14 protein-coding genes are annotated in these 22165 nt (G+C 63.1%); 2 read left to right on the top strand and 12 right to left on the bottom strand.

What is annotated here, in order from left to right; translation table 11 throughout:
• Positions 1–168 precede the first annotated feature (168 nt).
• The 4 genes from F8O05_RS03220 to F8O05_RS03205 all read right to left on the bottom strand — a co-directional run bounded on the left by F8O05_RS03220 (position 169) and on the right by F8O05_RS03205 (position 6272).
• A complete protein-coding gene (locus F8O05_RS03220) occupies positions 169–2034 on the bottom strand; it encodes an ABC transporter ATP-binding protein (RefSeq protein ID WP_158051271.1) in 1866 nt (621 codons plus the stop codon).
• Complete coding sequence (locus tag F8O05_RS03215; protein ID WP_318655805.1) at positions 2031–5000, bottom strand: ABC transporter ATP-binding protein/permease; 2970 nt, start codon at positions 4998–5000, stop codon at positions 2031–2033. The genes F8O05_RS03220 and F8O05_RS03215 overlap by 4 nt, the downstream gene beginning before the upstream one ends.
• A complete protein-coding gene (locus F8O05_RS03210; protein ID WP_158051270.1) occupies positions 4993–5172 on the bottom strand; it encodes a hypothetical protein in 180 nt (59 codons plus the stop codon). Before F8O05_RS03210 ends, F8O05_RS03215 begins: the two co-directional genes overlap by 8 nt.
• A 185-nt stretch (positions 5173–5357) precedes the next feature.
• The gene (locus F8O05_RS03205) at positions 5358–6272 is read right to left on the bottom strand and encodes a PrsW family glutamic-type intramembrane protease (protein ID WP_158051269.1); all 915 of its coding nucleotides are present in this window, start codon (positions 6270–6272) and stop codon (positions 5358–5360) included.
• A 175-nt stretch (positions 6273–6447) separates the two neighbouring features.
• Between F8O05_RS03205 and dld the strand changes: the two genes are divergently transcribed.
• Positions 6448–8178, top strand: a complete 1731-nt coding sequence (gene dld, locus F8O05_RS03200) for a D-lactate dehydrogenase (RefSeq protein WP_225735701.1) — start codon at positions 6448–6450, stop codon at positions 8176–8178.
• Between the two features lie 243 nt (positions 8179–8421).
• Here dld and F8O05_RS03195 read toward each other — a convergent pair whose 3' ends face one another.
• Positions 8422–9630, bottom strand: a complete 1209-nt coding sequence (locus F8O05_RS03195) for an SLC13 family permease (RefSeq protein WP_192497008.1) — start codon at positions 9628–9630, stop codon at positions 8422–8424.
• Positions 9631–10592: 962 nt separating this feature from the next.
• On the opposite strand from F8O05_RS03195, the gene F8O05_RS03190 reads away from it, so the two are divergent.
• On the top strand, positions 10593–11744 hold the full coding sequence (locus F8O05_RS03190; RefSeq protein WP_158051267.1) for a hypothetical protein: 1152 nt from the start codon (positions 10593–10595) through the stop codon (positions 11742–11744).
• Positions 11745–11794: 50 nt separating this feature from the next.
• Here F8O05_RS03190 and F8O05_RS03185 read toward each other — a convergent pair whose 3' ends face one another.
• The 7 genes from F8O05_RS03185 to mobF all read right to left on the bottom strand — a co-directional run bounded on the left by F8O05_RS03185 (position 11795) and on the right by mobF (position 22118).
• Positions 11795–14245 (bottom strand): ATP-binding protein, encoded by a 2451-nt coding sequence (locus F8O05_RS03185; protein WP_158051266.1) that lies wholly within the window; start codon positions 14243–14245, stop codon positions 11795–11797.
• Positions 14242–14418 (bottom strand): hypothetical protein, encoded by a 177-nt coding sequence (locus F8O05_RS14745; RefSeq protein WP_192497007.1) that lies wholly within the window; start codon positions 14416–14418, stop codon positions 14242–14244. The genes F8O05_RS03185 and F8O05_RS14745 overlap by 4 nt, the downstream gene beginning before the upstream one ends.
• 299 nt (positions 14419–14717) lie before the next feature.
• A complete protein-coding gene (locus F8O05_RS03180; RefSeq protein ID WP_158051265.1) occupies positions 14718–15479 on the bottom strand; it encodes a DUF6602 domain-containing protein in 762 nt (253 codons plus the stop codon).
• Positions 15469–15933, bottom strand: a complete 465-nt coding sequence (locus F8O05_RS03175) for a Mov34/MPN/PAD-1 family protein (RefSeq protein WP_158051264.1) — start codon at positions 15931–15933, stop codon at positions 15469–15471. Before F8O05_RS03175 ends, F8O05_RS03180 begins: the two co-directional genes overlap by 11 nt.
• Entirely contained in the window at positions 15930–17453 is a 1524-nt protein-coding gene (locus F8O05_RS03170) for a HesA/MoeB/ThiF family protein (RefSeq protein WP_158051263.1), read from the bottom strand. Before F8O05_RS03170 ends, F8O05_RS03175 begins: the two co-directional genes overlap by 4 nt.
• A complete protein-coding gene (locus F8O05_RS03165; protein WP_225735700.1) occupies positions 17450–18484 on the bottom strand; it encodes a nucleotidyltransferase domain-containing protein in 1035 nt (344 codons plus the stop codon). Before F8O05_RS03165 ends, F8O05_RS03170 begins: the two co-directional genes overlap by 4 nt.
• 73 nt (positions 18485–18557) lie before the next feature.
• Positions 18558–22118 (bottom strand): MobF family relaxase, encoded by a 3561-nt coding sequence (gene mobF, locus F8O05_RS03160; RefSeq protein WP_158051365.1) that lies wholly within the window; start codon positions 22116–22118, stop codon positions 18558–18560.
• Positions 22119–22165: the final 47 nt, after the last annotated feature.

The following is a 22165-nucleotide window of genomic DNA, read 5'->3' as shown; positions in this document are numbered from 1 at the left end:
GCGCACGGTTAGGCGAAAGTTTACCGCGTGTTACTGATGGCCGGTACCCGTTCCGCCTTCGGCGTACGCTCGCCCTACTCCCGCCTGGCTTCTAGCGCCTTTCCCGCTCACGCTCAACCCGTGCGGGCCGATCGGGAGTCACCGGTTGTCGAGCTCCCGGCTTTCGAACTATTGACTGTCGCTGGAGTACCTGTCGTTGGAGTGCGCCGACTTTGCGAGTTGCCAGGCGCTGGCGGCGTGTTGTTGGTTCCAGAAGCTCGCGAAGCGGCCTTCGGCCGCGAAGAGCTCTTCGATCGTGCCGTCCTCGATGATCTGACCGCGATCAATGAACACCACGCGGTCGGCATTGCGAATTGAACTGAGCCGGTGCGCGACGATCACCCGAGTGCGGGAAATCGGGTCGTCGGTGAGTGCCGCCGAAACCGCAACTTCGTTCTCGGTGTCGAGGGCGCTGGTGGCCTCATCAACAAGCAGCACCGGGGCGGGCTTCAACAGCGCCCGCGCGATCGAGACACGTTGCCGCTCACCGCCCGAGAGACTCGATCCCGCTTCACCGACCCGCGCATCCATACCGTCAGGCAGGCGAGCGGCGAGGGTATCGACGCGAGCGAGAGTCGCGGCACCGGCCACCGCATCCGCCGCCGCCTCGGGAGAGCCGACCAGGATGTTTTCGCGCACGCTGCCGTCGAAAAGATAGGGCTGCTGGAAGACGACGCTCACGAGCTCGCGGCGCGCTTCGGGCGTGAGTGTCGCGAGGTCGACATCATCGATGTAGATGCGACCTGCGGTCGGTTCGTGCAGGCCCGCGAGGAGCGCGAGGATCGTGCTCTTCCCGGAACCGGATGGGCCGACGATCGCGGTGGTGGTGCCCGGTTCGAGGGTGAGGTTGAAGTTGTCGAGGACTCGCGCGCTCTCGACGGTGCTATCCGAGCTCGCCGCGCTGGCAGCGGCCCGAGCATTCGACTCCTGCGCACTGTGACCCTGGCCACTCGAGGCTGCCGTGGAGTACGCGAACCGCACGCCCTGGAATTCAATCCGCGGTGCCGAACCGGCGGCGGCTGGCGAGAGCGTTTCGGTGCCTACCGAGACCATCGGGGCATCCAGCACTTCGCGGATGCGCCGCAGGGTTCCGGTGGTCGCTTCCACGCCCGGCGAGAGCTGCGCGAGCATCGTGAAGGATTCGAGGTACCGCACGATCACCACGATCAGCGCGATCGCCTGCGGCACGGTCAGCTCGCCGCGCACCGCCAGCACCACCGTCATCCCGGCGAGCAGAATCAGCATCAGTTGGCTCACGATGCCAAAAATGATCTGCCCTGGAATCTGTAGAAGCAGCAGCCGCATGGTCGCACCGTGTTGCGCATCCAGGGCCGCACCGGTAAGGCTGCGCTCGTGTTCGACCCGGCGCGCGGCGCGCAGGGCCTGCTGGGTGCGGGCGAATTGAATAATGCGCTCGGTCAGGCTCACGTTGGCGACTTCTGCCGCGCGATCGGCATTGCGACTGAACTTGCCCGAGAGGAAATATGCGCCAAGCAGCAGGGGCACCCCGATCAGGGCAACTATCCCGAGCTGCCACGCGATGGGCAGCAGACCGATGCCGATGAACACCGGCAGCAGCACCGCACCGATTAGCGGGGTGACGAGGTAAATGATCACGCCCACGAGGTCCGGCCCGGTCGCGGCCACGGCCTGGCGGGTGGTCGAGGTGTTTTCGGCGTTGAACCAGCCGAGGCGGATGCTCGAAATACGTTCCGCGACCGTGCGCTGTCCCGTATCCAGCAGCCCGAATCCGAGGTCATAGGCGCGACGGGCCACGGCAGCGTCGACAAACCAACCGATCACGGTCGCCAAGGCGAGCATCCCAAGCCAGGGCCAGGCGGATGCTGGATCCTCGCTGAAGAGTGCGGCGACCAGCGGGACGAGCAGCACGATGCCCGCGGCCCGGAAAAGCAGGCCGATGACTGAGAAAATGAGGTGGCTCGTGATGAGTCGGCCGCGCCCCCGGCCGAGCAGCTGCAGCATGGTGCGAATCATCGGATCTGCCCTTCTCCGGATGCGCTCGTGAGGGTCTCAGCGGTGTCGGTAGCGGCACCGGCATTGGCTGCTTTCGCTGCACCGGTTGCGGTATCTGAGCCGGGTTCAGTGGATGCGCCGACGGTGGTGGATGCGCCGACTAGGGTCGCGGCGGCGCCAGCGTCCCAGAGCTGCCGGTAGCGGCCCGCCTGAGTGATGAGCGTTTCGTGATTGCCGAGTTCCGCGAGCCGCCCGTCTTCGAGCACGACGATCTGGTCGACTCCGGTGATCGTGTGCAGGCGGTGCGCGATCACGAGCACCGTCCGCCCCGCGGTGAGCCGGTCGAGAGCCTGCTGCACGAGGTATTCGGATTCGGGGTCGGCGAAGGCTGTGGCCTCGTCAAGCACGAGCACCGGCGTATCCGCGAGGATCGCGCGCGCAATCGTGAGTCGCTGTCGCTCCCCACCCGAGAGCGCCGCATCCGGCCCGAGCACCGTGTCGTAGCCCTGCGGCATGGTTTGGATGCGATCGTGCAGCTGAGCCGCGCGGGCTGCCGCTTCGATTTGCTCGTCGGTGGCGTCGGGAACGGCGAGTGCGATGTTCTCGCGCACCGTGCCGTGCACGAGTTGGGTCTGTTGGAAGACGAACCCGACCTTGGTGTAGAGCTCATCCGGGGTGAATTCGCGCAGGTCGTGGCCGTCAATGCGGATCGCGCCGGATGCCACATCGTGGAAGCGAGCGAGCAGTGCCGCCAGCGTGGATTTCCCGGACCCTGACGGCCCCACAAGCGCCGTCACGGTGCCGGGCTCGAGTGAGAGTGAGAGGTCTGAAATCACCGGGACTCCGGGTCGGTAGGAGAAGCCGACGCGGTCGAACTCAACGCGGCCCGATGCATCCCTGCCCGGCGCATCCGGTGACGCATCGCGACTCGACGCATCCCGGTCAGAGGGATCGCGACCCGGCACAGCCCTACGACCCGACGCATCCTGAACCGACCCCACTGTGGCGGCAGAGCTACCGACCGACGGCGCAGACACGAGCGTCTCAAGTTCGCCCTCGTCGAGGGTGACTTGGATGCGCCGGGCCGCGAGCAGTCCGCCGCGCAAGCCCGAGAGTCCGTAACCGACACCGAGCAGGCGCGCGCCGAAGGTGGTGCCGAGGAAGAGGAAGGGCAGGATCGAGACCGGATCCATTGCGCCGGTCACGATCAGGGTCGTGCCAAGCCCGCAAATGAGCAGCAGGAAGGTTGCGGGGCGGGTGACAAGGTCGATGAAGGCCTTCTGCCCGCTCATCGGCCGCTGCCAGTCCTCGAGGAACTGGATGTATTCACCGAGCCGAGCGCGGAAGGTCGAGGCCGCGGCCCCGCCAAAGACCCGCACCACCGGCTGGCCCTCGAGGTAAGACCCGGCCTCCACGTTCATCCGCTCGGCCCACTTCATGGCTTGCCCCGTGCGCGGACCGGACTGCACCACCATGATCGCCATCGCGACGATGTAGATGAGCACTGGCAGCAGGAGCAGCAGCGCAATCCGCCAGTCAACGAAGAAGAGGTACACGAGGACCGTGATCGGCGCGACTGCGGCGGCCACCGCATCCGGTACCGCGTGGGTGACGAGATAGTGCAGCGCGAGGGTGTCGTCCTGCACGAGCTGTTTGACCTGGCCGGAACTGCGAGCGTCGAACCAACCGAGTGGCACGCGAGAGAGTTTCCGGAGCAGTCGTTGTCGCAAGTCCTTCGCGAAGCGCGCATCCACGGCGTGCAGCCAGAGCAATAGCGCGGTGGAGAGCAGCACCCCGGCACCCATCAGCGCGACCGCCCAGACCCCGAGGGTCCACAGTTGTGCGGCTTCGGCGCCGCTCAGCAGCAGTCGCGCGAGCTCCACGAGCAGCACGAAGGGGGCGAGTTCGACGAGGGTGATGATGCCCTGCGCGATGCCCGCGAGGATGAAGGTCGGTTTCAGCGGCGCGAGCAGCCGGCCACCAGCCTCGGCCTTCCAGGCGCCGCGCTTGGGTGCAGGTTCGCTCGATGCCACGTGACTCGCTTTAGAGTCCATCGTCGCTGCAGATCTCGAGGCCGACGTCGGCAGATCGCCGGCGTATGCACCGACCGACTCTTCACTGACCTCACGACGCTCCCCGGTCACCAAAGCCTCCGGAGTCGATGCGCCTTCCTGCGCAGCAACAGTCCCCGCCGCATCCGGCGCCGCCGTCTCGATCGCCGTCTCGTCGACGAGGTTCTTCGGCCGTTTCTTGCCAAACTCGCGCCCGTAGTACCAATAGGCCTGCGCGTGAATCTCTGATTTCGGGAAGCCGAAGTCATCCCGCAGCCGCTTCCGCAGGTGCTTCAGCGAGCCGGATTCCGGCGCCGCCCACACCTTCCAGTCTGACCAGTCGCGATCTTCAATCGCCGCCGCGAGCGAAGTTTCACCGCGACGCGGCACCCAATGGAACCTTGCCAGCGGGTGGCTTGCCAGCGGGATGCTGCGGTCCTTCGGGTCGTGCTCTTCGAGATAGATCTCCAGCGGGACCTCGTTCGGCACGGTCTCGAGGATCGCGTTGATGGCGGGGATGGATGCGGAGTCACCAATGACGAGATAGCCCGCGGGGAGCTCTTCCGGCACGTCAAAATGCGTGGACCCGAGGGGTGTGACCGAGACGCTATCGCCCGGTTTGGCTTTCATCATCCACGCGGATGCGGGACCGGAAGGCTCGTGGAGGACGACGTCCACGGCGAAAGTACCCGCGTCCTCGTCGATTTCGGTAATCGTGTAGGCCCGCTGCTGTTCCGACTCCGGGTCGTCAACATCCGGGAACCAAAAGCGCACGAAGCAGGTGGGGAGGTAGACGAAGTCGTCCATGAGGGTCGGGGAACTCATCCGCACCCGAATGAAATGCTGCGTGCGCGGCAGGATCTCGGTGACGGTAGCCTCGTGATCGCGCGCACCATAGGTGCGCATCACGACCCCATTAAACCCGCGTTTAGCCATCGGACTGCCTTTCCACTGCCTTCAGCGCCGCTCTGATGCCATCGAACGATCGCCCGGGAGGCGGTGCTAGTGCATCCGCGCCCACCTTGGGAAGCTGCCGCTGCGCGTTGCCGAGTCGTGCATCCTGCAGCGTCTCGCTGATGGCCTGCTCAAGCTGATCTGCCGCGGTCAACCGCCGATCCGCACCACGTCTGATCCCCCGGTTTCGTGCCACGACTCACAGTGAGCTATTGACATTAACTAAGGTGAGCCTAACTTGCTAGCAACCTCGCCTCAAGTGCCAACTTCGGCCGGAAATAGGGTCGGCGGAATAGACCGATCACGTAGCCGCGCACAAGGGCAGTGCTTTGCGGCTGCTCAAGAACTGACTGGTGCGCCGACCGGCGAGGGTACTTCCAAGCGTGAATACTGCGGTCGCAACCAGAAGGCGTAGACCAGCACAATGAAGATCGCAGCCGCCACGAGCGAGAGGTAGGTGTTGACCTTCCCAAGTTCTGCGGCAATCACCGCATCATTGAAGGAGTGCAGCGCGGCAGCCCCTACGTAGGCCGCAATGCCCATACCTATAGCTTTGCCGCGGGAGTACTTCGTGGCCGCGAGCCAGATCATTGCCGCCGCACCGGCGGTCACGATGGGATGCAGCGGCTCGATGATTGCGCGGTTGACCGTACCGACGGCTCCGACTACCGCGTGGAGGCCAGCACTGACTTCTGGTTTGAGGAATTGCAGCACATCATGAATCACGTATCCGAGGCCTTCGAGGAGACCCAACATCGCCCCAGCTGCCATCACCATCCAGAACCCAAGCTTCGGGTCGCGGAAACGGGAACCGAACGCGAGCAGCAACACGGGAAACAGTAGCTTCATCGCTTCCTCTATGGGCCCCGCCAGTGCGAGAGTGCCGGTCGACGTGCCCCAAAAACCAGGGAGGTGTTTGCTGGCAGTCTCGATGAGCAAGGCGAGCACGGTGGCCACAACACCCCAGCCGAGGCCAATAAGAAGTGCCTGCCCGTGGTGGGGGACTTGGCTAATACGGATGCGCGCTCCGGAATAGAGCAGCACCACAAGGATTGCACCGCCCACACCTACGAGTGCCCCCGCAATCACGAGCAACATTGGCAACACGTCGTCGGCTGGGAGCACCGACTTATCGCCCGCCGTCGCCGCGTGCAGCAGGTAACTACCCCAGGCAGCAAGCCCGGCACCCACAAGAATCAACAAAACAATCGCAAGAATCGCGCGGCCACCGTGGTACGTCGTCTTCGTGGCCATGTTGCCCTCTCTGTCAATAATCCCCAGGCTAGCCAATGCCAACGACGTTGGTCGCCGTTGGTCTCATTCCGGCCCCACGAAAACCGAGAGCCCACTAAACTCGTGTTGGCGGCGCGCCGGGTAGGTTTCAAGAACCGTGGTCTGCGGCGAAGCGCCGAACCTAAGCCTGATAACGATGGAAAGCAGCGATTCGAAAATGCACAGTAACGAGTTCCGAGGCACCGGGGCAACGCTCAAAGCGTTAGTCGACATCCTAGGGAAAGCTCATGTGCTGACCTCGGCCCGCGCAACGGGTCCGTACGCGCGTGGCAACCGATTCGGTTCCGGCAAGGTACTTGCGGTGCTTCGCCCCGGCAACCTCGTGGACATGTGGCGTGCACTGCAGGTCTGCGTCGACAAGGACCTCATCGTTATTCCGCAGGCCGCCAACACCGGCCTGACCGGCGGTTCCGGCCCCGGCCAGCAGGGCTACGATCGCGACGTCGTCATTATGTCGACGATGCGTATCAACCAGATCCATCTCATCAACGATGCGCGCGAGGCTGTCTGCCTCGCCGGGTCGAGACTCTACGAGCTCGAGGACACCCTCGCTCCGCACGGGCGTGAACCGCACTCGGTAATCGGATCCACCTCGATTGGCGCATCCGTAATCGGCGGCATCGCGAATAACTCGGGCGGTAGCCAGGTGCGTAAGGGTCCGGCGTTCACCGAACACGCGATCTTCGCGCGCGTGAACGAAGACAAGAAGGTCGAACTCGTCAACCACCTCGGCATCGAGCTCGGCGACGACCCGGCACAGGTGCTCGACCGACTGCAGCGCGGCGACTGGTCGGATGCGGATGTCACTCCGCCGCCGACCGATTCACTGAACATGCCCTACGCGGAACACGTGCGTGAGATCGCCGACTCGCCTGCCCGCTATAACGCCGACCCGAAGTTCCTTTACGAGGCCTCCGGGTCTGCAGGCAAGATCCTCGTGTTCGCCGTGCGTACGCGCACCTTCCCGAAGGATGAGCACACCACGACGTTCTATATCGGTACGAACGATCCTGCCGAGCTTGAGGATCTGCGTCGGGCGGTCCTCGCATCCGATAACCAGCTGCCGATTTCCGGCGAGTACCTCGACCGCACGACCTTCGACCTGGCGGAGAAGTACGGCAAGGACACTTATGTCGCGATGAAGTACGCGGGAAGCAACCTGCTCGGCAAGATGTTCTCGCTGAAGACCTGGGCAAACGGAGTCTTTGGGAAGTTCAAGGTCTTCGGACCGACCTTCGCTGACACGATTTCGCAGAAAATCTTCGGCTTGGTGCCCGCGAAGCTGCCGAAACGTCTCGTCGATATCCGTGACCGCTATGAGCACCACCTGATCATGGAAGTCGGCAACGCGCAGAAGCAGGAAACCGAGCAGTTCCTCACCGCGTTCTTCGCTGAGCCGGGTCGTGGTGGTGGCTTCTTGCTTTGCACCGAAGACGAGGCGGAAAGCGCGATGCTGCAGCGTTTCGGTGCGGCCAGCGCGATGGGTCGTTACAACAACCTCAACCGCGAAAAGGTTGGTGGCATGGTGACCTTCGATGTCGCGCTGCGCCGGGACGACTACGACTGGCTCGAGGTGCTGCCGCCGGAGATCAAGGATCAGATCGAGGTGAGCGTGTACTACGGCCACTTCTTCTGCCACGTGATGCACCAAAACCACGTCGCGAAGAAGGGCGTGGACACCGCCAAGCTCAAGGAGCAGATGACGAAACTGCTCACCGACCGCGGCGCCGCCATCCCCGCCGAACACAACTACGGCCGCATCTACGAGGCACCGGAGTCGCTGGAGTCCTTCTACAAGGAACTTGACCCCTGCAACGTCTTCAACGCCGGCGTCGGCAACACCTCGCCCCGCAGGAACTGGGCCTAGTTGGGCTGAGCATCCGCCCGAGACAGGGCACGATTCGCCGAGACAGGGGTGCTGGCGCTGAGCCGGGGTGTTCTATCACCCCGGCTCAGCGCCAGCACCCCTGGTGGAAAGGCTAACTTCCTGTGATAGCTTCATTCTTGAAGACCCCGGAAGGCCTCTGCGACAGCAAGTCTCCGGGGTTATCGCTTGTAAAAGCCACCCACCACGGGAAATTTCGATGAACCCGTTCCTGCCCATGCCAGATCACGGCTGGAAGGGAAGCAGCAGCGGGACCATGAGAGCGAGGCTGAAGAGCGCAAACGGGGCTCGGGATGCGGCGGGAGCGCTCTCGTCACTCTCGCGCGGCGGCGCCATCGACAGGAAATCGCCCGTCACTTCACCGAGGCGACGAATCGCGTCCCAATCACAGGCGAGCAGCAGCACCGCACCGGCACGCAACCGCTGGTAAGCGGGGTCGCCCTTCACGACACGACCGGCTTGACGCACACCCAGCACCGTCACCCCGTGATCCGAACGGAAGCGCAACTCACTCACGCTCTGCCCGACCATGCGCGAATCCGGAGGAATGACTACCTCCACCATGCCGAGCTGACGTGCGTGGTCATCGAACACGCGGTCCGAGTCACCGACGTACTTGAGCCCCAGCTGCACGAGTTTGGAGCCCTCCGGTGCAAGGTCAAGAATCAGCGTGTCACCGCGCTTGAGCACGGTGTCCGGCTCGGTCAGCAGGGCTGTTCCTTGCCAGAAGCGCTTTCGTTCGACCCCGAGCACGAAAGTCGGCGCATCCTCGAATTGAATCCCTGCGACGGCGCTCCCGATCAGGGGTGACCGAGCGCCGATACGAAACCTGCTCGTGCGGGACTCGATCTCGTAGCGCGTGAGCAGGTCGTTGAAAGAGTCTCTGCCGCTGCCCAACCCTTCAGTCTCGTCGCCACCCAGAAACCGCTGCACGACAAGCATGTAGCCGATCCCGAGCAGCAAGATCACCAGGCCGAAGGGCGTGACCGAGAAGAAATCGAAGCCGCCGGCGCCCTGCCGCTGTAGTTCCGCGTCCACAATGAGGTTCGGCGCGGTGGCGATCAAGGTGAGCATGCCACTGGTGAGCGCCGCCATGCTGAGCGGCATCATCAGCATCCGTGGCGAGATCCCCATGCGTGCGGCGAGGCTCAACACCACGGGGATGAATATGGCCACCACGCCGGTTGAACTCATCACCGCACCCAACGCGGCAACCGTCAGCATCAGCAGCACCAGCAGCCGCCTCGGATTCGACTTCGAATGCTTCACGAGCCAATCTCCGACCCGATAGGTCACGCCTGTGCGCGAGAGTCCCTCGCCCACCACGAAGAGCGCTGCGATCAGAATCACACTGGGATCAGCAAATCCCGCGAGGGCCTCGGGAAAGGTGAGCACTCCCGCCAGCGGGAAAGCGACGATGGCAAGCAGCGACAACGTCGAGCCGCGGCCTACCGAGCCCGAACAGGACGATGACCACAGCGAGCAGTCCGAGTACGAGCCACAGATCGACAGTCATCGGCGGCACCCCTCGTTGTGAGCGGTACCCGGATCACGGGTTGAGCCCCACTGTACTGGCTCTGCGCGGTCATTCGGCGAGGGTTTTTGCCGGGGGTGATGACCGGAAGCGTACGCCGAGACAGGGTGTTCGCGCTGAGCGGGGTTGTTCTAACAGCCTGGCTCGATGCAAACAGTAGGGCTTGGCGGTGCCGCAACCCGCATCGGTGAGGCTCCGACCCGGCTCGGCGCGACATGACCACGGTTGGACGCCGTTGCACCATGGATGGATGCCATTGCACCCTTGGTTGAGCAAAGCGGGGGCCGGGGCCACACCGTAGCCAGCAGCCGGAAGCCGGCAACCACAGAAAGCCAACCCGCACACGCAAACAGGGCCTCCGCCGAAGCGCAGACCCTGTTTTTCCTTGTGGACGCGGGCGGACTCAAACCGAACACCTGGCAGCGGTTCGAGCGGCTGGGTTCCGCGTGGGAACAGGCGAAACTCGGTCTTGGGGACGAGCCTCAAGATGCAGCCGAGGACGAGCCCGAGGTCGTAGCGAACCCTAGGAGACGAGCTAGAACACCGCTGACAGAAAGCCAAGTGGACGCTATTAGAACTGCCCGAGCGGACGGCGAGAGCGTGGTTTCGATCTCCCGGCGGTTCGGCGTGCATCGGATGACGGTGTGGACACACACGAAGGACTTGCTGTCGTGATCCAAGCGAGCACTGGACCCTTACCGACGGACTGGGAGTCGGTCCGAGGAGGGTCTGTGGTCAACTCAGGAGCACATCCGGAGCACCAGCGGCAGTCGATCACAAGGCCGCGACAGCAAGAAAGCGACGTCTCCGATCGAGTAGCCGACTTCCTCAAGAGGAACACTCAGTGTGGGACGATCGGAACATGAGTAGCGAGTCCGATGTACCTACCGGCACAACAGGTCCCGCTTTCACTATTCACTCGCTGAACAACTACACGAATGTGTACGTCTCATCGAGTGCGGCAGCGCTCGACCTTGACAGCAAACACGTCGGCGACCTGATCCGTGCGCTGCATCGCGAGACGACCCGCGAACTTGCCAGGGGCGGCGTGGAGTACGCCGACCTGCGGTGGGCTCTGACTCCCCGAGCGACACATGCGGAGGTCGCCTTCCTCTTCGACTCCACCGCCGCCGAGAGCAACCACTATGGTTTCGAATTCTCGAAATCTTGGTTGCCGGCGCTCTGGCGTCACGGGCCTCAGCGGACTGCGATCAGCCAGGGCGACATCCTCAGCGCGCCGCCCGATTGGGTGTGGAAGGAACTGGACGAGCACCTGGTCCGCACGAACGACTTTCCTCAATTGGCCACTGAGCAGTACTACGTCCTCTATCTCACGAACATGTCGCGAACACAGGTCAGCGCGATGGACGCCGCGCTGCGAGACTCGACGGCCGCGTACTTGGGATACGTCGACTGCTCGACATGGACTCCACTCAAGTCGTTCATGCTGCTTCCGCAGTACGCGATCCGCGACGGCGATGCGCTCGTCGTTCCAGCCGACGAGGACGGCTCACCGCACATCACCCCGCCCACCAGAGACCACGGTTTCCGGCTCGTCGGAGTTGAGCAGACGCTCTACGGCGTGGTACTCGACCACCGCATGGACAACGGCGTGCCGGAGTGGGCCGACGAAGACAGCGCGCTCACGCTGACCGCGCTCGGTGGCGCGCAGAGCCCGCTCAGTGAGTTGAAGCTTGATCTCGACGAGCGACGATTCATCTACTTGACGAGCGAGACCGACGGTCACGGAGCCTCAGTGCGCAGGGCTGGACTCGATGGGCTTAGCCGAGAGGAACTCGTCCAGGCTATTGAGGCCAAGATCCGAAGCGGCCTCATGTTCCACCTGCGATTCGTCCATGGGACCCGTGACGGCGAACCTGCACCTGAGAACGACGCGTTGATGTTCACTGTGCCAGTGGAGTTCCCCGACGGCGCCGGCACGGTCCGCCGCTACCAAGTCGGGGTCAAATACTCCCCGGCAAGTCACTCGGGAGAAGTCGTGACATTTCACTAGCCAGCCGCGCGGACCTCCCCGCGACCATGTGGAGCACACGAGGCAGCTCGTTACTTCTTCCGTAGGTTCAGGTTGAAGTCCCCGCAGGAGCACCGAAGTTCTTCTTCCTTTCCGGGGATACCGAGAACGTAGATCCACCCGGCGCACGCATCGTTACTACAGGTGAACAGTTCGAGGAACTGCTTGCAAGCTTCAACGACTGGTGCGAAGTCCGCTTTCGTCATAGTCGCCCAGTCGTTGTTGTGGACGAGAGTGTTGATCGTCCAGTTTTCCCCGTCCTGAGCGAGGATCGCCTTCGCTCGCTCACCCTTCAGGGCTTCGACCTTCTGCTTCGCCGCGTCGTTGTTCCACGAGTTCGCGGAGGCGGTGGCCTTCTTGAGCAGGTCTCCGTGCCTGCCCTTGACCGCTGAGAAGAAGGATGAGAGGTCGTAGTTGTTATCGGCGCGGAACACGACCTGGCCTTGGATGCTCGCAGCGACATCGGCTAGTGACGACTCCAGATTGCGCCGCAGCTTATGAGCCGCGCCAGGAACATCATCACTGGCGAGGTCGGTTTCGATCTGAGTCCAGAAGTCGACACCCTGACCATAGAACGGTCCCCCATCGACGGTCCAGCCGTGGAATCGAGCGAGCGAACGTCGAGCGATGAGTCCCGAGGACTGCATTTGTCGTGCCCAAACCTCATCGTGGGTCGTCATGATGAACTGGACGTCAGGGAAGACGTCTTTGAGCAACTTGCAGAACTGTCGGCGGTGGTTGGCATCCACGGAGGTGACGACGTCGTCGAGAACGGCGAGCCGGAAGTCCGATTTGAGGAGTTGCCTGATCAGGGCCAGGTAGAGGCAGACCCCCATCCCGTCCTGGTGACCTTCGCTGTGGTAGGCCATCGGTGGGAACATGCCGAGCCCGTAGAAGTCGACTTCGAGGTCGAGCTTCCCGGCGGTGGGTGACAGCCCTGCTTTGAAGGATGATTCGTCGTCGGCGTTGATCTGCCGATAGAAGTTACTGAAGTCGGTCTCGACAGTCTTGTAGAGCGTCGTCAGTGCCGCGTCTGCCACAGAGTTGTACTTCTCGTAGACCTCGTTCGCGGCTTTGTGAGCTGCGGTTGCCTTCGTTGCTTTCGCCCGCGCTTGGCGTAGTTGAGTCCAACGATCTTGAGCAACAGTGAGGAAGGTCCGTGCGGCCTCGGTCGTGGTCTGGTCTGGCAGTGCTTCGATCGTCGTTCGAAGCGCCTTCAATCCATCAGCGATCGGTGACGGAGTGTCCAACGGATCGGTGGTGACGCGTTCGGACTCGTCACGGACGGACTCGACTGCCGTCAGCTTCGCTTCGAACGCGGCAAGGTCATTCGACCACTCCAAGAGAGACGTCTGCAACGCAGACTGTCCCATCGTGACAGCGTGCGGTTGTGCCGCTTGGATCAGGGAACGTACCACGCGAAGTTGCCCGATCACCTTGCCCGCAGCGGTCTGGATGCGCTGCTGGAGCGTTGCGGCGGTCTCGGATCGAGTGAGCTTGTCGTTCAGATGTTTCCGCAGCGACGCGACATCGGGCCACTCCAGGTCGCACAGCGGGCAGGCGGTACTGATCACTAGTGGCAGGCCGGTCTCGACCAGTTGGCGGTGCTTCAGCGAGTCGAGGACTGCGGGATCGGCATCGAGATCGCTCAATGCCGCGCCCAGATCGTTCGCTGCGTTGTCCAGGTCTTCGTGCTCAGCCATGTAGCTGGTGACGGCTTCGATGTCCCGGATGGCCGAAGCTCGGTTGAAAGTGCTTTGACTATCGTCGGTTCTGGCTCCGGCGCTGAGGTCAGTCTCAAGGGTGGTTACTGGCAGCGCTTCCAGGCCGAGCACTTCACGCTTCTTGTTGACCGCCACCGTGACCTCGCTCGGCAGCAGATCGGTGATGTCGAGGCCGCGTTTGACGGCATCCTCTGCGGACTTCACGGCGTCGTCCGCGCTCCTGGCGGCAGCGCTCGTCTTGTTGCGGGCCGTGTTGAGTAGGCGACGAGTCTCGTCGATACGGTCGAGCTTTAGAAGAGCCTGCACTTCTTGGGCACGTTTCCCCGGCTCGGTGTTGACATACTTAATGACTTCACGTCGTGACAGGATCAACTCAGGATGGCGAGCAGCCCATTCCACAGCTGCGACGAGTTCGGGAGTCTTGGGCTCCAGGGTGAACTGGCCCGCGGTCTTCACGCTACGAGTGAGAGTACCGGTCTGTCCGCTGGCTGGGTGTGTGAACGTCAAGGTGACGCTAGCAGCGGCTGGGTTATCCCGCTGGTGCACGTGCGGCGCGTGCTTCGCGACAGAGATGCCGCCTGTGCCAGCTCCGCTGAGGCGAGCGACGTTGCCCGTCAACGCGAAGTCGATGGCGTCTACCACTCCGCTCTTGCCCGACCCGTTCGGCCCGACCACCACGAAGGAACCGCTGCCCAGGTCGAGGTCGAGGTCGCGAATGCCGCGAAACTCTTCTATTCGAAGTTTCTGAACCTGGATCACAGCGCTGACTCACCACTCGCATCGGTGTAGAGCGCCACAAGCTGGTCCGGCTTCGGTAGCTTGTCCGCCGCCAGCAACGCTGCAAGCCTCTCGGTCACCTGCGGCGGCACGTCATCCACATCTGTCAGTGCGGCTAGGAAGGTCTCTAAGACCTCCGATTCGATGCCCGCCACTCCGCGCCCCTTTGCTTGCGATCGCGGCGAAACCTGGACCGCCTACCTGATGATGCCACCACGATTCTACCGCCGCGATCCCGATGGACGTGGGCCAACGCGCGTTCAACTGACGGTGCCTGTGCGGAAGACGTCTGCCACCAGCATGCGCACAGACCCACGCACCGCAGCACTGTCCGGTGCGATACGAAGGAGGTTCGATCGGTGGCACACGTCGCGATCGTCGAGCGCTGTCCTGCGGAACTCGATCTAGGCTTCACCTGGGGCAGGAGATATCGAGGCTCGCAATAGAAAGGCCATTAGGAATCCGCGACTGGCGCATCGTTCAAATCGAGGGCGTTCATGTAAGCATCGATGTCAACAGCCGCGACGGTGCCAACCTTCTGCAAGCGGCCGAACAGTCGGATGAGGAAGAACATCAGCGTCACATCGGGCTCGCTGTACTCCGGCAAACTTGTTGGAGGCTCTTCTATCCGGTTGAACGAGACTCCTCGTAGGGCACAGCCGATGTCTACCCGGCGGGCGCCGCTTAGTTCTAGCAACGCGTTCACAGCGGCCTTTCCTTCTAGATCGGCCCAGCCGCTCCGCGTGGTCAGTAGTCCGCCGAGGATCGGAATGGGTGGCTTGGGGTCGTACGTGCCTCCCGCATGGGCGATGTTGACCGACGTGCGGGTCAGTTCACGCACACTAGCGATCTTCTTCCCGGCGTACTCCAGAAACTTCCTATTCATTTCTTGCTTCACTTCGAAAACTGCGTAGACAGCTTCCGCTGGTACGAACAGATCCCCGTTCGCAGTCTTAGCGAGTAGCGGAGTGTACTGAGCATCGTAGATAAGCAAGTCGATCTGGTCGCTGATGCCCCCTTGCGAGTCTATGACCTGTCCTTTTGCAATCCCGTACCGCGCGGGTAGGAACTCACGAAGTACCCGCGCCCAGTTCGCCTCGGAGTCGTCACCAATCGTTGTTCCGTGACCGGTCAGGTCTGGCACAATCTCCAGGGCGGCGAGCAGGTGGTTCTGCTTTGCGAGGAACGCTGACCTGAGCCTGTTGTTATCCGTCATTGCCGGTTCCTTCCACACTGAACTTGAGCGTCTCTATGCTTTCTGTCGGATCCGCGTTGAGCGCATGGCCACTCCAACCTCGTGTCCCTAGAGCAAGAACCAGTAGAGCGATGTCATGGCCTCCGGCGACGGCAAGCCGTCCAGATGCGTGAACATCAGTCGTGCTCGGGCCGATCGGTAGTGGATGGGTGTGCCACTCGCCGATGTAGCCGAGGGCATCGCTATCGTCCGCGCGGATCCTTGCTCTTAGGATGCGTTCGGCAGCAACGACATCTCGGCGATATCGGATGCGAGTAGCACGCGGGTCGGGCACAACATGGGCTTCGGTTACGTGCGGCCCGATTTCGGTGTAGTACCCGAGCAATAGGCCGCCAGTTTCACGAGGAAGTGCTCGTGTGCCTGCCAGCCGCAGAGTTCGCCATACGGTGTCCGTGAGAGTGAGTGTTCTGGTCATGGGAGCACCGGAAACAGTTCGCGCGACTCACCAGCCGGGAGAACCGACTCCCCAGCGAGCATCCTGATCGCAAAGCGAGCACCCATCGCTGCGGTCTCGGCTACTGCCGTAGGCGGCGTAGGGCTCACTGGGTCGCCGCATCCTGCTTCCCACTCGGTAGCTGCGAGAGGCTGAACAACACTCTCCGCAACGGGATCTGCCCCCTCTAGCGGAGGGCAGATATCTACACGGCCGACCTGCCCATGTCCGATGACTGCGACGTGTAGAAAAGATCGTCCGGTGACTTCGGCGGCGGCAAGCAGAAGTTGCCACGTGAGCCGATCGCCGGTGCAGTCGACCACAAGATCCTGGTCGCGTAAGAGCTGTACAGCTTCGTTAAGGCCTCGAACCGAGGTAGAGGTCTTGATCGGGTGTTCCGGTGTTCGCAGGTTCGCTGTTTCTCTTACGGCAGTCGTCTTTGAGGCACCAACAAAAGCTGGAGAAGCGGCGTGACGTGTGAGATTTCCGGGGAATAGCACATCGAAGTCGTGGATCGTGAGGTCATTCACACCACTGCGATGGAGAAGGTCGGCGAGATGAGAGCCAATACTGCCTGCGCCAATGACCGATACCTTCCGATCTGAGAGGGTTGCCGCATGCCACCCGGCTCGCCGTTGTTGCGCGTATCGCCGTTCAGCTACGGGAAAGCATCGGCGGGTAATTCCATCTTTTGTAGATTCGAACCAGAAACCGATGAAACCTACGGCCTCGTCGCGCGTGTATCGAGCCGCGAACAGAACTGGCCGCCTTGCTTCCAGCATCGCTACGATCAAGGGACCGTTCGCCCCTGCTTCTTCGGCTAACTGCTCGGTGAAGATGAACGGCTTCGTGACCTTCCCGAGGTCAATGGCGATTCCGTTCAGGAACTTGTTCGGTCGGTTCTGCGTGCTGAGTCCGGCTCTTCGCTTCTTCTTGTTGCGCGGGGGTGCTGGCGTTGCTGGCTCAGATAGCTGCGCGCTCGTGACTGTTAGCAGACCGTTCTCGTCGGGTGGAGTGGTGCGAAACCAACCTCCAGCTATCTGTTCCCAATCATCGATAGCCAAGATAGGGGTGAACCATTGGCCATCGCGGACCTCGAGCCATAGGTTGTTGTACGCTTCCAAATCAAGCTGTGGCATGTCATCGACCCAACCTGCCTCCGCATGAGCAATCCACTCTTCGATCCGCGCAAGGAGCCCGTCTCCGTCGAGCCACGGCTGGCTTCCTAGGGAGTGAGCGTTCCAAAGGCACAGTGACCCATCCGGCATCTGATGCCAATCGATCTCATCCACTCTTTGTGGTAGAACGACGCGAGGAGCTGCAAACGGAAAATCGTTGGTGAGTGAGATGGTCGCTGGCTCAGAATTCCCTCCTACCGTGCCGATCCACTCCCAGTCGTCAGGGGCGTCGCCACACTTCACAGTTTGAAATCGCGCGCGGTTCAGCGCCTCGTCGAAGCGGCGGACCGCCGCTTCGACGTAAGCGTCTGTGGTCTGGCTCATCCGAACGTGGGTGACTCTCCGCTGGGCAAGCTGCGGTGTCCGGCTGACACCGCCACCGGAACCTCGAAGACATCGTTACCGTCGCTGTTTTGTCCGAGCAGGCGCTTGAACGTCCGAGCCGCGTCCTGGTCGTTTCCCGATTCCAAGGCTTGACGCGCATCGACGGCAGCTTGTTCCCACTCATCGGCGATCGTGTCAAGTTCTTCCTGGGTTGCTCGGATGTGAAGCTCTTGATCTGGTATCGCTGGATTCATCAGTCGGGCGACACCATCCGCGTGGTCACGAAGGATAGGTGCCATCTTTTCTAGTGCTACCGTGTAGTACTCCGCCGTAGAGCTTGGCGACTCATCCGAACTTCCATCCGGGATATCCGCGAACGCGTGATATGCGGCAACCTCTACAAAGAAGCCGCCGGGTTTGACGTCGCCACGCAGTGCCCGACGGGTTTGGCGCACGAGTTTGACCACTGGAACGTACTTGTCATCATGATCTTGATTTCGGGCAGTGCTGAGTTCGCTGAACTTTACAGGATGAGTTTTCTCCCATCCGCCATCACGATCGGGGATTTCCCATTCATCATCGGCGGGTCGAGCTGGCACTACGTCCACGTGCATATCGAAATCAGGGAAGTCCACCTTCACTGAGCGGTCGTTCTTCGTAACCCGGTCTCCATACTCGCCTTCGAGCAGGTTAGCGAACTTATCCAGCAGATCCTGCGGGTCCTCATCGTCTGGCAGGTTCGGTAGTTCACAGAAGACATCCACGTCTTTAACTCGGCGAATTGAAACTTCGCGTCTGTACGAGCCGATGAGCACGGAGTGAAGACCCCACTCCACAAGATCGGCATGACCGTCGAGGACATCACGGACCTCGGCATGAGCCTCGGCTGCGTGTTCAGCGTCCTCCCCAGGTTCTATCTTCGAGAGTGCGTCCTTGAACTGTTTCGTGAGGACCGACATGCTGTCCCCCCTTTCTGCCTTGAGATTTCGGGCGTGGTCTGGTGTTCCAATGATAGTTGCGGGCTCCGACATCGACGGGGTGCAAGCCTCGCACCCCGCGCTAGACGACGAAGGTGGCGAACAGCGTTCCGGGGCACGACGACCTTCAGAGGCGGAGCCGAGGGTCTGGCCGACGAGCAACTCGATCCTGCACCTGATCATGATCTCGGTTCGCTGTCTGAGCGCCCCGGAGCGCAACCTGTGCCGCTCGATACTCGACCGCTTGGTCTGCGGTCGTGATGGCCTTGGCATCGCCGAGCGGTGACGGGCCGGTGATCTCGTAGCGGTAGCGGTACAGCGCGACCGTGACCGCGTGCGCCTCCCACCGTTCTTGCGCCTCGGCGCGGGCGCTGGGTTGCCCGAGCTTCGCCACCCATGCGGCTCCTACTTCTTGGGCGTCGCGTAGGAGTCGGCGCGCAGCAGCCTCGATGAGCGCCTGCCGCTGGGCGAGCGCGGTCTGCATGTCGTCAGCGATCGGCTCGACAGGCTTCGCGATGAGTCCGGCTACCCGCGCCCTGGTTCGTTTACCGGGCCGGAGTTGCTGGGTGGCTTGGTCAAGCATGTCGGCGAGCTGCGCGGCGGGGTCAGCCTGGTCTTCGCCCGGCGTGAGTCTCGGTGCGAGTGCGGTAAGCGCGGCCGACGCGAGACGGCCGGCGGCCTCGTGCCGGGCGAGGGCTGCTTCGAGGCGTTCGTAGTAGGGGCTGGTGAACACGTCGTCGGCCACGTTCTCGGGGAACGGTGCGACATCGAGCAGAGTTGCCCATCGCTCGGTCTGTGCTTCGCGGGCGAGCACGTCGTACTCGGCGAGCAGCGTGGACAGAGAGGAGTGTCGATCGACCTCGAGCTTGAGGGTTTCGGTGGCGGACAGGTCAGCATCGCTGCGGGCGAGCACCTTGGCGAGCCGGTCCGTCACGGTCAAGGGTTCGGGCTGGCCGAGATGCGCTTCGATCTCGTGCGGGTCGGGCACGATGACATAGGCGTAGTTGCGCTGCTTGCCTCGCGTCATCGCCACATAGAACAACTCCCGCGACGAGACTTCAGGGTCAACGAGCGCGTGCGCGGTATCCACGCTGGCTCCCTGAGCCCGGTGAACGGTGGAGGCGTAGCCGAGTTCGAGTTCCTCGCGGACGTACTTCGCGGGTAGCACGAGAGCTTTACCGTGGGGCTTGTCGCCGCGCCCCAACCGGCGCACAGCGAGCGAGCCGTCGTCGTAGCGGCGGGTGACGTGCCAGCGGTCGCCATTCTTGACCCACGCCCTGCCGGTGGACAAGCGGCGGTCGTTGAGTCGAGTGACGACGAGATCGCCGACGCCTGCGGTAGTGCCATCATGCAGCCGCACACCATCTGCCTCGACCTGCCCAGTCTCGATGAGGTCTGCGCGGGCGCGCTCGTTGAGTTGGGCGACCATCTCGCCGGTGCCCGCGATCATCAGCGTGCGCAGGCCCTCGTCGCGGTCGCTGCGCCACGCCTCGTAGATCGCATCGAGCATCGTCTCGGCGTCACCGCCCGCCAGCCTGCCACGCTCCTGGTACTCGTCGAGCGCATCGGTGCGTCCGTGTCGCAGGCCGAGGCTGGCGGTCTTTTCCCAATCGTTGGCGAAGCGGCGCACATCCGTGAGTTCGGGCACGCTTTGCCGATGGCGCACGAGCATCCCGAACGCCCCGCCGACCTCGACCGCCGAGAGTTGCGCCCAATCGCCGATGAGCACGACCTTGGCTCCGACCTTGGCGGCATGCTCGGTGATGCGATCGAGCGCGAGGGTTCCGGCGAGGGAGGACTCGTCCACCAGCATGAGCTGTCCGGCTTCGAGTTTCCAGCGTCTGTGATGGTGTTCGTAAAGGAACTTCGCGGTGTTCTCTGCCCGCACGCCGAGCGATTCGCCGAGCACTTCGGCGGCAGCCGCTGACGGCGCGAGGCCGATCACCGAGTCGCGTCCGTGTGCGGCTGTCCACGCCCGGTGCAGAGCACGTAGTGCGGTGGTCTTGCCGGAACCAGCGGGGCCGACCAGCAGATCGAGAGTCAGCCCGGAACGGGAGATGCGGGTGATAGCGACGGCTTGGTCGGGGTCGAGCCGGACGCCCCTGATCTTGCGGGAGGTATGCCGCGCGACGAGCCGCGCCGTCAATGATGGCCCGCCGGTGCGCTGACTGCGCGCGAGTAGGCGCTGCTCAGCATCGAGGATGTCTTGGCTGGAGTACGCGATCTGATCGACGGGCTGGAACCTATTGCCCTCGCTCTCGATGTAGTGAGCGGGTAGGGCGCGGTCGTAGTCCGGGGTGAGTCTGAGCGATTCGGCTTCCGCGTGCGCGACGATCTGATCGAGCACCTGGAGACGGTCTTCGGTGGTTGCGAAGCGGACGCCCATGATCTGCCGCATGGTCTCGGCGTGCAGGTTGAAGCGCCCCCAGGTTGCGCGCCGGTTCGCCACACTCATCAGCACCACCGAGGCGAGATCCTCGACCTGCTCCAGCCCGAGATCGTCCGCACGCAGCCGGGCTTCGGTCGCACCCCGGTCGAGCAGGTGCTGCGCCCACGTGGGTGCGTCCTCGCCGAGTACGACCTCGGCCCGCGCACGCCAGTCGGCGGTGAGGTCGGCCAGCGAGTGCAGTTCCTTCTCGGGTCGCGTCTCCAAGGTCGCCTGTTGCCGGAGCTTCGCAATCGTCGCCGCTGAGGGTTGCCTGCCGTGCTCGGCAACGTACCGCTCGATCAGCCGGTTCTTGGCCTGCTCGATGCCCTCCCCGCTGTCGCTGCCTCCTGTGGTGCGGCGGGAGAACTCCGCGATCAACGCGACAGGTACCCCCTCGATCTCCCAGCCGGTGTTGCGGTCCTTGCCCCGGTCGACGGGCACCCACGTCACGCCGAGCAACCGCGCAGTGTGATCGGTGAGAAAAGCGTTGTACGACGCCGAGAGCGCGACCGTCGCCCGGTGCAGGCGACGCGAGTCGAGCGTGCGCCAGCGGCCATCCTCGCCCTGCACCTTGTTTGACACCACGACGTGCGTATGCAGTTGCGGGTCGGCCGCTCGGGAGTCGTAGTGGTCGAACGCCGTGGCGATTACGCCCACGATCGGCATCTGCGCGATACCGCCCGCGCCGACGCGGGTTGCGGCGACCCGCTGTTCGAGCAACGCGATCGTGTCGCGCATCGCGGCGTGATGCGCCTGCGCGATCAGGGCTTGCGTGCCCGCGTCGGCCACGCCCCAGATCGCGCTGACCGACTTGGGCGGTGAGAACGTCAGGTCGAACCCTGCAACGGCGGTGCGCGGCTTCTTCGCAACCTCTTCCTCACGGATGCGCTCCACGGCCTCTGCCCGTGCCTCGCCATGCAAGCCGGGGTCGAGGCGTGCAATCCGCGCCGCAATCCGCTCGCGTGGGGGTTGCAACGAGGGGAACCTCTTGCCGAGCTTGTCCCCGGTGACCGGATGGATGCCCTCACCGAGCAGTCGGGCTAGATGTTCCTCGGTCACGGTGTCGCCCTCGGCCAACGCCGGGGTGCGCCCGTCGTCGAGGCTCGTCAGGCCGGTGCCGGCCCACGTTCCGGGCGGGCAGCCGGACTCGGTGTAGTACCGGGTCAGCGGGCTACTCATCTCGCGGTCGCCGTCGCCGACGACGACCGACTTCAGCAGGTACTCGTAGCCCTTGCCGGACGACATGACCCGGATGGTCATCACCAAGACGGCCCCTCCCCGAGACCGTCACGGGCGGGCCGGTCTCG

The organism is Gulosibacter chungangensis (genome assembly GCF_008831155.1).
Classification (GTDB): domain Bacteria; phylum Actinomycetota; class Actinomycetes; order Actinomycetales; family Microbacteriaceae; genus Gulosibacter; species Gulosibacter chungangensis.
The sequence above is the reverse complement of the archived record's forward strand: the minus strand, read 5'-3'. Positions and strand labels throughout refer to the sequence as shown.